This is a genomic window from Microbacterium sp. (assembly GCF_035554235.1).
Taxonomy (GTDB): Bacteria; Actinomycetota; Actinomycetes; order Actinomycetales; family Microbacteriaceae; genus Microbacterium.
In genome coordinates this window covers 1-11,495 of record NZ_DATMIO010000040.1, presented here as the reverse complement: position 1 = coordinate 11,495, position 11,495 = coordinate 1, and the positions used below count along the sequence as shown (strand labels likewise).

10 protein-coding genes and 1 tRNA gene are annotated in these 11,495 nt (G+C 68.4%); 7 read left to right on the top strand and 4 right to left on the bottom strand.

All coding sequences use genetic code 11. From position 1 onward, the window contains the following. Positions 1-826 (top strand): pyruvate kinase (locus tag VNT50_RS02010; protein ID WP_325483435.1); only part of this gene is annotated, 826 nt, incomplete at its 5' end. Between the two features lie 46 nt (positions 827-872). On the opposite strand, the gene VNT50_RS02005 is transcribed toward VNT50_RS02010, so the two are convergent. Continuing rightward, positions 873-955 (bottom strand) — tRNA-Leu (locus tag VNT50_RS02005). 36 nt (positions 956-991) lie between these two features. Here VNT50_RS02005 and VNT50_RS02000 point away from each other — a divergent pair. Further along, positions 992-1,612 (top strand): ANTAR domain-containing response regulator, encoded by a 621-nt coding sequence (locus VNT50_RS02000; RefSeq protein ID WP_325483434.1) that lies wholly within the window; start codon positions 992-994, stop codon positions 1,610-1,612. A gap of 135 nt (positions 1,613-1,747) precedes the next feature. On the opposite strand, the gene VNT50_RS01995 is transcribed toward VNT50_RS02000, so the two are convergent. Further along, positions 1,748-2,200 (bottom strand): hotdog fold thioesterase, encoded by a 453-nt coding sequence (locus VNT50_RS01995; RefSeq protein WP_325483433.1) that lies wholly within the window; start codon positions 2,198-2,200, stop codon positions 1,748-1,750. A 54-nt stretch (positions 2,201-2,254) separates the two neighbouring features. Between VNT50_RS01995 and polA the strand changes: the two genes are divergently transcribed. Together polA and VNT50_RS01985 are read left to right on the top strand one after the other, a co-directional pair. Further along, positions 2,255-4,894: a DNA polymerase I gene (gene polA, locus VNT50_RS01990; RefSeq protein WP_325483432.1), complete on the top strand. Its 2,640-nt coding sequence runs from the start codon at positions 2,255-2,257 to the stop codon at positions 4,892-4,894. 54 nt (positions 4,895-4,948) lie between these two features. After that, positions 4,949-6,625, top strand: coding sequence for a DUF885 domain-containing protein (locus VNT50_RS01985; RefSeq protein ID WP_325483431.1), 1,677 nt, complete (start codon positions 4,949-4,951; stop codon positions 6,623-6,625). Positions 6,626-6,638: 13 nt separating this feature from the next. Here VNT50_RS01985 and VNT50_RS01980 read toward each other — a convergent pair whose 3' ends face one another. Then, complete coding sequence (locus tag VNT50_RS01980) at positions 6,639-7,271, bottom strand: phosphoribosyltransferase (protein WP_325483430.1); 633 nt, start codon at positions 7,269-7,271, stop codon at positions 6,639-6,641. An 88-nt stretch (positions 7,272-7,359) separates the two neighbouring features. Here VNT50_RS01980 and VNT50_RS01975 point away from each other — a divergent pair, with 88 nt between their 5' ends. The 3 genes from VNT50_RS01975 to VNT50_RS01965 are packed head-to-tail and all read left to right on the top strand — an operon-like array spanning position 7,360 to position 10,577. Next, the gene (locus tag VNT50_RS01975) at positions 7,360-8,400 is read left to right on the top strand and encodes an LLM class flavin-dependent oxidoreductase (protein WP_325483429.1); all 1,041 of its coding nucleotides are present in this window, start codon (positions 7,360-7,362) and stop codon (positions 8,398-8,400) included. Positions 8,401-8,435: 35 nt separating this feature from the next. After that, complete coding sequence (locus VNT50_RS01970) at positions 8,436-9,797, top strand: MFS transporter (protein WP_325483428.1); 1,362 nt, start codon at positions 8,436-8,438, stop codon at positions 9,795-9,797. Positions 9,798-9,815: 18 nt separating this feature from the next. Then, the gene (locus tag VNT50_RS01965) at positions 9,816-10,577 is read left to right on the top strand and encodes an SGNH/GDSL hydrolase family protein (RefSeq protein WP_325483427.1); all 762 of its coding nucleotides are present in this window, start codon (positions 9,816-9,818) and stop codon (positions 10,575-10,577) included. Here VNT50_RS01965 and VNT50_RS01960 read toward each other — a convergent pair. Continuing rightward, on the bottom strand, positions 10,574-11,068 hold the full coding sequence (locus tag VNT50_RS01960; protein ID WP_325483426.1) for a hypothetical protein: 495 nt from the start codon (positions 11,066-11,068) through the stop codon (positions 10,574-10,576). The genes VNT50_RS01965 and VNT50_RS01960 overlap by 4 nt on opposite strands. Positions 11,069-11,495: the final 427 nt, after the last annotated feature.

The following is an 11,495-nucleotide window of genomic DNA, read 5'->3' as shown; positions in this document are numbered from 1 at the left end:
CAAGGGCCGGCTGCCGGTCGTCGCCAAGATCGAGAAGCCCGAAGCCGTCTACAACCTCGAAGCCATCGTGCTGGCCTTCGACGCGGTGATGGTCGCCCGCGGCGACCTCGGCGTCGAGCTGCCGCTGGAGCAGGTCCCGCTGGTGCAGAAGCGCGCCATCCAGATCTGCCGCGAGAACGCGAAGCCGGTCATCGTCGCGACGCAGATGCTCGAGTCGATGATCAACAGCCCCGTGCCGACGCGCGCCGAGACGAGCGACGTCGCCAACGCCGTGCTCGACGGCGCCGACGCGGTGATGCTCTCGGGCGAGACCAGCGTGGGGGACTACCCCGTCGTCGTGGTCGAGACGATGGCGAAGATCGTCGCCTCGACCGAAGACCACGGACTCGAGCGCATCGCGCCGCTCAGGACCAAGCCCCGCACGCAGGGTGGCGCGATAACGCTGGCCGCCATGGAGGTCGCCGACTTCGTCGAGGCCAAGTACCTCTGCATCTTCACCGAGTCAGGCGACACCGCCCGCCGGATGTCGCGCCTTCGTCCGAAGATCCCCATGGTCGGCTTCACCCCTGAGCCCGGCATCCGTCGTCGCATGGCGCTCACGTGGGGCATCCAGTCCACCCTCGTCGAGCACGTCGCCCACACCGACCGGATGTTCATCCAGGTGGATGACTACTTCCTGTCCAACGATCTCGCGAAGGTCGGCGACAAGGTCGTCGTGATCTCGGGTTCCCCTCCCGGAATCATCGGCTCGACCAACGACATCCGCATCCACAAGATCGGCGACGCGGTGCACGGCAAGGCTCCGATCTACCAGCTCAACGAGTAGACCCGCGAACGCAGAAACCCCCGGTTCACGCCGGGGGTTTCTTTCGTACCGGTGGTGGGACTCGAACCCACACGCCCTCTCGGACAAAGCATTTTGAGTGCTCCGCGTCTGCCATTCCGCCACACCGGCCCGCGCCCGTGATCGACCATACCGTAGGATTCAAAGGTGACTGAGCAAGAGCAGAGCGAGACCCCGACGCCCCCCGCACCCCGCCGCGTGGTGGTCGCAGAAGACGAGTCGCTCATCCGCCTCGACATCGTGGAGATCCTCCGCGACAACGGATTCGACGTGGTCGGCGAGGCCGGCGACGGCGAGACGGCGGTGCAACTCGCCACCGAGCTGCGTCCCGACCTCGTCATCATGGACGTCAAGATGCCGCAACTCGACGGCATCAGCGCCGCAGAGAAGCTCAGCAAGAACCACATCGCGCCGGTGGTCCTCCTCACGGCCTTCAGCCAGAAGGAGCTCGTCGAGCGTGCGAGCGAGGCCGGAGCGCTGGCCTATGTCGTGAAGCCGTTCACGCCGAACGACCTGCTGCCGGCGATCGAGATCGCCCTGAGCCGCTATCAGCAGATCATCACGCTCGAGGCCGAGGTCGCCGACATGGTCGAGCGCTTCGAGACGCGCAAGCTCGTCGATCGCGCCAAGGGCCTGCTCAACGAGAAGATGGGCCTCACCGAGCCCGAGGCGTTCCGCTGGATCCAGAAGGCGTCGATGGACCGCCGTCTGACGATGCAGGATGTCGCGAAGGCCATCATCGAGCAGCTCGCGCCCAAGAAGGCCTGAGCGGGGTCTCGATACGCCGCTTCGCGGCTACTCGACCAGCGGGGCGCGGGGTCTCGATACGCCGCTTCGCGGCTACTCGACCAGCGAGGTGCGTTACTCGAACGGCGGGGGTGCGTTACTCGACCAGGGGGCGCGCTACTCGACCGGCGGGGTTCGCGGGGCGGGGGGCAGGTCCTTGATCATGTTCGTGATCCGGATCGTCGACAGGCGTCTTCCCTGATCGTCGCTGACCGCGATTTCGTGGACGGTCATGCTGCGCCCGAGGTGAATGGGCGTGCATACCCCGGTCACGACGCCGGATCGCGCCGAACGCGTGTGCGTCGCGTTGATGTCGACGCCGACCGCAAGTCGTCCGGGACCCGCGTGCAGGTTCGCCGCCATCGACCCGAGCGACTCGCCAAGAACGACGTATGCTCCGCCGTGCATGAGCCCGACCGGTTGGGTATTTCCCTCGACCGGCATAGTCGCGATGCAGCGATCGACCGTGAACTCCTGCCACGCGAACCCCATCTTCTCGGCGAGGGCTCCAACACCTCGCTTCGCGGCCCATTCCATAGCGTTCACGGCGGGGTCGGCGACGTCGGACATTGCGGCTCCAAGGGAGGTGACGGGTGTGTCGTCACCCCTGGCTAGGCTGTTACGGTGACGGACTCCGCAAAGCCTACCCTTCTCGTCGTCGACGGCCATTCGCTGGCGTATCGGGCGTTCTTCGCACTCCCCGTCGAGAACTTCTCCACGAAGGACGGGCAGCACACGAACGGCATCTACGGGTTCCTCTCGATGCTGATCAACCTGATCAAGGCTGAGAAGCCGACCCACATGGCGGTGGCGTTCGATACCTCGCGGCAGTCGTTCCGCACCCGCGAGTACGCCGAGTACAAGGCGAACCGGTCCGAGAGCCCATCGGAGTTCAAGGGACAGGTCCCGATCCTCCAAGACTGCCTCGCGGCGATGAGCATCAAGGTGCTCCACAAAGAAGACGTCGAGGCCGACGACATCCTCGCGACGCTCGCCACGGAGGGTGAGGCCGCCGGATTCGACGTGCTCGTCTGCTCCGGCGACCGCGACACGCTCCAACTCGTCAACGAGAACATCACGGTGCTCTACCCCAACGTGCAGGGCGTCTCGCAGCTCAAGCGCTACGACACCCAGGCCGTCATCGACCGGTACGGTGTGCCGCCCGAGCAGTATCCCGACATCGCCGCGCTCGTCGGCGAGACCAGCGACAATCTGCCCGGAGTGCCGAAAGTGGGCGAGAAGACCGCAGTCAAGTGGCTCGGCCAGTTCGGCTCCCTCGATGCCCTGCTCGAGAACGCCGACAAGGTGACCGGAGTCGTCGGCGGTAATCTTCGCGAGCACCTGGACGACGTGCGGCGCAATCGCACCCTCAACCGGCTCCTGCGCGACGTGGAGCTGCCGGTGACGGTGGCCGACCTCGAAGTGCAGCCGATGGATGCGCAGGCCGTGCGCGACATCTTCGCGAGGCTGGAGTTCAAGACGCTCATCCCGCGCGTCGCCGAGCTCGCCGGTATCGAGCAGCAGATGGCCGCGGTGACATCCGCGGCGGCCGTGCCCATGCCCGTTCCGATCGAGCCCTCGCTGGCAGACCTCGTTGCGTGGCTCCACGGCGCCGACGCCGAGGTCGGGGTCACGATCCTCGAGGAGGGTGGCCTGCCGACCCGAATCGGCTTCGCGACCGCTGATGCGGCGGCCGAGAGCGCGTGGACACCGGAGGTCTCCGAATCGCTCGCCGAGTGGCTCGCGTCTGACGCTCCCAAGGTCTTCAGTGATGCGAAGCCTCAGGTCAAGGCCCTGCGCCGGGCCGGGCTCCGCGTCGGCGGACTCGCGTTCGATGCCATCGTCGCCGGATGGCTGCTGCGGCCGAGCTTCCCCGACAAGAAGTTGGCCGATCTGGTCGACCGCTATCTCGACGAGAAACTCCCCGAATCCGACCCCGCACAGCTCGTGCCCGAGACCGAAGGCGCCACCCCCGGACAGCTGTCGTGGTTCACACTCCGTGTCAGCGCGGCCCTGCGCGCCGAACTGCCCGATAGCGTCACGACGGTGCTCACCGATATCGAGCTGCCCACGCTGCGCGCCCTGGCAGACATGGAGCTCGCCGGCGTTTCGGTGTCGCACGAGAAGCTGTCGCGCTTCTCGGCGGAGCTCGGGCAGCGCGCCGATGCGATCGCCCAGGATGCCTACGCGGCCATCGGCCGCGAGGTGAACCTCGGGTCCCCGAAGCAGCTGCAGGAGGTGCTGTTCGAGGAGCTGCAGCTGCCGAAGACGCGCAAGACGAAGACGGGGTACTCGACGGATGCCGCGGTGCTGGCAGACCTGCAGGAGACCGCCCCGCATCCGTTCCTCGACCTCCTCCTGCAGCACCGCGAGGCGACCAAGCTGCGGCAGATCATCGAGTCCCTCGACGTCGCGATCGGCGCCGACCACCGCGTGCACACCACCTACCTGCAGACCGGCAGCCAGACGGGTCGCCTCTCGAGCACCGATCCGAACCTGCAGAACATCCCGGTGCGCACCGAGGAGAGTCGCCGCATCCGGTCGGCGTTCGAAGTGGGGGCGGGCTACGAGGCGCTCCTGACCGCCGACTACTCGCAGATCGAGATGCGCATCATGGCGCACCTGTCCGCAGACCCCGGCCTCGTCGAGGCCTTCAACAGCGGCGAAGACCTGCACCGCTTCGTCGGCGCGCGCGTCTTCGGCGTCGAGCCCCACGACGTCACGGCCACGATGCGCACGAAGGTCAAGGCGATGTCGTACGGGCTCGTGTACGGCCTGTCCGCCTTCGGTCTCTCGAAGCAGCTCCGCATCGAGCAGACCGAGGCCAAGCAGCTCATGATGGAGTACTTCGCCCGGTTCGGCGCGGTGCGCGACTACCTGCGCTCATCGGTCGAGAAGGCGAAGATCGACGGCTACACCGAGACGATCTTCGGCCGGCGCCGGCCCTTCCCCGACCTGGCGAGTCCTAACCGCGTGCTCCGCGAGAACGCCGAGCGGGCGGCCCTGAACGCCCCCATCCAGGGCAGCGCGGCCGACATCATGAAGATCGCGCTCTTCCACATCCACGACGCGTTCCGCGATGCGGGCCTCGGCTCGCGCGTTCTGATGCAGATCCACGACGAACTCGTGGTCGAGGTCGCCCCGGGGGAGTGGGACGCGGCCGAGCGGATCGTGCGCGAACGCATGGGCGATGCCGCCGACCTGACCGTGCCGCTCGATGTGCAGATCGGGCGCGGCATGGACTGGAACGAAGCCGCCCACTGAGCCTCGCGGCCGAGGAGTTTGTCGGGCTCGCGCGCGATGCCTAGGCTCGAAGCCATGACTGAATCCCCCCGCACGCCCACCGCGATCGACAAGGTCGCCGAAGACTGGGTCGACACGCTCGTCGACATCTCGCCGTCACTCGGCACGTACATCGGTCGCAACGAGGTCAACGATCGCTACGGCGACTTCAGCCCCGCAGGGCATGAGCGCTACGCCGACGAGGCGAGGAAGGCCCTCGCCGCCCTCGACGCACTGCGGCCGACCGACCACATCGACGAGGTCACGAAGACCGACCTCTCGAGCGACCTGCGGCTCGATCTCGAGCTGCACGAGGCGAAATGGCACCTGCGCGAGCTGAACGTCATCGCCTCGCCGCCGCAGGACATCCGCGCGGTGTACGACATCATGCCCACCGCGACCGCCGAGGACTGGGCGGTCATCTCGCGCCGCCTCGAGGCCCTTCCGGGCGCGCTCGAGGGCTACACGGCCACCCTCCGCGATGGCATTGCTCAGGGGATCGTGCCCGCGCGCCGCCAGGTCGTGGAGGTCGCGACCCAGATCGCGCGCTACACCGACGACGGCGGGTTCTTCGCGGCCCTGGCGGCGAACGCCGCGCCCGCCGAGGGCCAGCTCCCGGCATCCCTCGCCCGCGCACTGTCGGACAACGCCGGCGCCGCCCGCGTCGCCTACGACCAGCTGCGCGACTTCTTCTCCACGGAGCTCGCCCAGGCGGCAGCCGACGAGGATGCCGTCGGGCGCGAGCTCTACGCGCTCAGTTCCCGTCGCTTCCTCGGTGCCACGATCGATCTCGACGAAACCTACGAGTGGGGCGTCGAAGAGCTCTCCCGCATGGTCGCCGAGCAGGAGTCCATCGCCCACGAGATCAAGCCGGGGGCATCGGTCGAAGAGGCTGTGGCGCTCCTTGAGGCCGATCCGGCCCGCAAGCTGCACGGCACCGCGGCGCTCCGGGAATGGATGCAGCAGACGAGCGACCGTGCCGTCGAGGAGCTCGGCAGGACGCACTTCGACATTCCCGAGAAGATCCGCGCGCTGGAGTGCATGATCGCGCCGACCCAGGAGGGCGGCATCTACTACACGGGCCCCACCGACGACTTCTCGCGTCCCGGCCGCATGTGGTGGTCTGTACCCGCGGGCGTGACCGAATTCGACACGTGGCGCGAGCTGACGACCGTGTATCACGAGGGTGTCCCGGGCCACCACCTGCAGATCGCCCAGGCGGTCTACAACCGCGGGGAGCTCAACTCCTGGCGCCGACTGCTTGCGGGCACCTCGGGTCACGCCGAGGGCTGGGCCCTCTACGCGGAGCGCCTGATGCAGCAGCTCGGCTACCTGGACGACCCGGCCGACCGGCTCGGGATGCTGGACGGGCAGCGCATGCGCGCCGCCCGGGTCGTGCTCGATATCGGCGTGCACCTGAAGAAGCCGCGTCTCGACGGGCAAGGCGTCTGGGACCACGACTACGCCCTCGCATTCCTGCGCCGCAACGTGAACATGTCGGACGAGTTCGTGCAGTTCGAAGTGAACCGCTACCTCGGCTGGCCCGGACAGGCGCCGTCGTACAAGGTCGGGCAGCGCATCTGGGAGCAGGTGCGCGATGACTACCGGGAAGAGAAGGGCGATGACTTCTCGATCAAGGAGTTCCACAAGCGCGCGCTCGACATGGGCGGCGTCGGACTCGACACGCTGCGCACGGCGCTCCTGAAGGGCTGAGCCCGCCGAAGCGTCAGGGGAGGCCGGCCGCCAGCAGGCGCTCGACCTCCCCGTCGCTCGTCTGGGTGAAATCGTCATAGAACTGGCCGACGGCCCAGAAGTCCGGCTCCTGCGAGAGGCAGATGTACTCGTCGCACACGTCGTTGCCGGGCTTCCACCCGGCGGGCGCGACGGGCGTCGCCAGCACGACGTGTGCGGCGCCGCGGGCACGGAGGCTGCGGCAGGCGGCGATCGCCGTGGCCCCCGTCGCGATTCCGTCGTCGACGACGATCACAACGCGGCCGATGACGTCGAGCCGAGGCTGACCGAAGCGCTCGATGCGCCGGCGCAGCTCGACCCGCTCCATGTCCTCCACGAAGTTCAGCTGCTCGGGCGTCACCCCGGCCGTCTGCACGGCGCCGGGGCTGACCACCCGCACGCCATCGGCGATCGCACCGACGGCGAACTCCTGATTCGAGGGCGCACCGAGCTTGCGCACCACCGCCACATCGAGCGCGCTGGAGAGCGCGGCGGCGACCTCGGCGGCGACCACGACGCCGCCGCGGGGGATGCCGCACACGATCGCGTCCTGATCGCGCCAGGTATCGAGCAGGGCCGCGAGGCGGCGCCCCGCGTCCGCACGATCGGCGAACTGGATCACATCCACACGATACGCCTGGCGTCCTCGGCCGCACCGGGAATGTTGCGGCGCCGGCCGTCGTTTCATGCACATGCATAGAAAAGGATGGTGCTCTGTGAGTGATCCACGAACTGTCTCCCTCGGCCTGGATACGTTCGGCGACGTCACGCATGACGCGGAAGGCAGGCCGCTGGCCGACGCCGCGACGATCCGGAACGTGGTCGATCAAGCGGTCCTCGCGGACGAGGTCGGTCTGGCGTTCTTCGGGGTGGGGGAGCACCACCGTCCGGAGTTCGCGATCTCCAGCCCCGAGATCGTCCTGGCGGCAGCGGCGGCGCGCACCCGCGACATCCACCTCGGCACCGCTGTGACGGTGCTTTCCTCGGATGACCCGGTACGCGTGTACGAGCGCTTCGCGACGCTGGATGCCGTATCGAACGGCCGCGCGGAGGTGATCCTCGGCCGCGGCTCCTTCATCGAGTCGTTCCCGCTGTTCGGCTACGACCTCAAGGACTACGAGCTGCTCTTCGAAGAGAAGCTCGACCTCTTCACTCGGCTGCTCGAGGAGAAGCCCGTGACGTGGCGGGGCCGCACTCGCGCGCCCCTCGAGAGCGCCGACGTATTTCCCAAGACCGAGAACGGACTGAAGGCCTGGATCGGGGTCGGGGGCACGCCCGAGTCGGTCGTGCGCGCGGCTCAGCACGGGCTCGGCCTGATGCTCGCCATCATCGGCGGCCCTGCCGACCGGTTTCGTCCCCTCGTCGACCTCTATCACCGCTCGCTCGCATCGTTTCAGCGCGCGACGCCGCCTGTCGGCGTGCACTCGCCCGGGCACATCGCAGAGACCGACCAGCAGGCGTGGGAGGAGGCATACCCCGGCTTCGAGTCGATGGGCAACACGATCGGCCGCGAGCGCGGCTGGCCGCCCTACAGCCGCATGCGCTTCCAGCACGACGTGGGGCCGGAGGGCGCCGTTTACGCGGGCTCTCCCGAGACCGTAGCGCGGAAGATCGCCGACACCGTCCGCACGCTCGGCGCCCAGCGGTTCGACCTGAAGTTCTCGACGGGCACCCTCTCGCACGACAAGCTCATGCGCAGCATCGAGCTCTACGGCACGAAGGTGAAGCCCCGCGTCGAAGAGCTGCTCGCAGAGTAGCGCGCGGCGGATGCCGGCGTCCGTACGATGGCGTCATGACGGATGCCCCGACGCAGGCCGCGCTCACCCGGCCGGAGCGGCTCGATCGACTGCCCTTCACGCGACAGCACCTGAGGGTGCTCACCGGTTCGGGCATCGGCTGGGCGCTCGACGCGATGGATGTCGGTCTGATCTCCTTCATACTCGCCGCGCTGGCGGTGCAGTGGAGCCTCCAGCCGTCGGAGGCGTCGTGGATCGCGTCGATCGGGTTCGTGGGCATGGCCATCGGGGCGAGCCTCGGCGGACTTCTCGCCGATCGCATCGGACGCCGGCAGGTCTTCGCGGTGACCCTTGTCATCTACGGGCTCGCGACCGGCGCATCGGCCCTCGTGGGCGGGCTGGCCATGCTGCTCGTCCTGAGGTTCTTCGTCGGCCTCGGGCTCGGCGCCGAACTTCCGGTCGCGTCGACCTATGTGAGCGAACTCGCCCCGGCGCGCATGCGCGGCCGCCTCGTCGTCATCCTCGAGGCGTTCTGGGCGGTGGGGTGGACCGCCGCCGCCCTGATCGGGTACCTCGTCATCCCCTCGTCCGACGACGGCTGGCGCTGGGCGTTCGCCATCGGCGCGCTGCCTGCCGCGTACGCGCTCATCGTGCGCTGGGCACTGCCCGAGTCCGCCCGGTGGCTCGAGCGCCGGGGGCGTGTGGGCGACGCCGAGGAGGTCGTGCGGCGATTCGAGGAGTCGGCCGGGGTGCAGGCGCCTGCCGTGGCGCAGCGCTCGGCACCGGCATCCACCCCTTCGGAGGCCCTTCCGAGCGCGGGCGAACGCCTCGCCGCCCTGTGGACGCGCGAGTTTCGCCTGCGAACCGCCTGCCTCTGGCTTGTCTGGTTCTGTGTCAACTTCTCCTACTACGGCGCGTTCATCTGGATTCCGACGATCCTCGTCGCCGCGGGGTACGACCTCGTGCGCTCGTTCGGCTTCACGCTTCTCATCACCCTCGCCCAGCTGCCCGGATATGCCGTGGCCGCGTGGCTCATCGAGGTGTGGGGCCGCCGCACCACCCTCTCGGTGTTCCTGGCGGGGTCTGCCGTGTCGGCCGCGTTCTTCGGCACGGCCTCCGGAGAGACGGCGATCATCGCCGCCGGCATGGCGCTCTCGTTCTTCAACCTGGGAGCATGGGGTGCCCTCTACGCCGTCACGCCCGAAATGTACCCGACGTCGCTGCGTGCGACGGGCTCGGGATGGGCCGCCGGCGTCGGCCGCATCGCCTCGATCGTCGCCCCGATCACGGTGCCGATCCTGCTCGGGCTCGGCGGTGCGCCCCTGCTGTTCGTCGTTTTCGCGGCCTTCTTCGTGCTGGCCGCGGCGGGCGCGTGGGGTCTGGCGGATCGACGCGGGCTGGCGCTCGATGACCGTTGATCGCCGTAGGGTGAGGGAGTGTCATCCGTTCGCTACGTCGCCATCGGCGACTCGTTCACCGAAGGTGTCGGCGATGAACTCCCCGACGGGCGCATACGCGGCTGGGCCGACATCGCCGCGCACGGGTGGGCGAACGGCATCGGCGAGCCGATCGAGTACGCCAACCTCGCGATCCGCGGCAGGCTCGTCTGGCCCATCGTCGATCAGCAGCTCGAGCCGGCGCTCGCGTTGCAGCCGACCCACCTGTCGTTCAACGGCGGCGGCAACGACATGCTGCGGCCGAAGACCGATGTCGAGCGCATCGCCGACGCGTTCACCCACGTGCTGCGTCGCTGCGACGAGGAGGGGGTCACGCTCATTCTGCTGAGCGGCGCGAACCCGTCTGCCCAGCTTCCCTTCGGGCGTGTCATGCAGCGCCGGGGCGACCTGCTGTCGGCGGCCGTCAACGACCGCATGGGCGACCGGACCGATGTCGTGCGCGCCCTGAACTGGGCCGACCGCGAACTCGGCACACCGCCGTTCTGGTCGACGGACCGGCTGCACATGAACACGCGCGGTCACCACCGCGTCGCTTCGCGCGTGCTGGATGCCCTCGGCATCGACCGCCCGGACGAGTGGTGGTCGCTGCCCGAGATCACCGAGAGCGAGCGACTGCGCGGTGCGCAGTACTACCGCGAGCACGTAGGCCCCTGGGTGCGACGTCGCCTCGCAGGCACCTCGTCGGGGGACGGCCGTGAACCGAAGTTCGGTTCGTGGGTGACGTTCGAGCCCGACGACTAGCAGCCGGGACCCGTCGGGTTCTCGTCGCAGGACTTGTCGACGAGGCCCGTGTGCACCTCGACGACGCGAAGGTCGTAGCCCGCCATCGTCGCCTCCACGCGGCCAGGTACGGGCCGCCAATTGCCCGTGCCGAAATCGACGGATGCCGCGTACAGCACCGTCACGGAGACCGGGTACGTTCCGCGGCTGCGGTAGACGTGGCTCGTGTCGGTGGGAGTGAATTCGGCCTGCCCGAGCGCCGACCACGACGCGCCGCCCCCTGAGGTCGTGCGGGTCGACCCGTCGCCGTACGCGAACCGGAACCCGTCGGGCACGAACCGGACCGTGACCGCGTAGTCGAAGAGCGTTCCCGCGAGGCGCTGTTCGGATGCCGAGGCGACGATGTTCGTCGGCATTCCGACCACGCCCAGCCCCGCCGGCTCTCCCGTGAGCGTGGGCTTGGCTGGCACGAACGACGCGATGTCGGCAAGCGTGACATCGGGCAGGGTCACGACCGTGTAGTTGCCGCGACATCCGATCGGGGGACAGGTCTCAGAAGGCTGAGGTGCGGGCTGAGGCCTGGGACCTGACCCCGGGCCGCGGTCGGGACCTGAGTTACCGCCCGGCTGATCGATCGACCCACCGATGTCGACCTGCTCGCCGGAGTTCGAGATCTCGTAGCAGGCACCAGTGACGATATCGCCGGTGGAACACGCGGGGGAGGCCGCGACGTGGCCAAGTGCCAGGACGACGGCACCAGCCAACAGGTGCCTTAACACTCGACACCCTCGGGATACCCATTGATTTCGGCGATGGAGAGGTGATCGGAGTCGACTAGGAATACAAGCTGCAGCGGCACGATGGCATCTCGATCCGCGGGTGTGATGTCTTGTCCGGATGCATCGAGAACGATCGTGCCGCTCACATCGACGCAAGCGT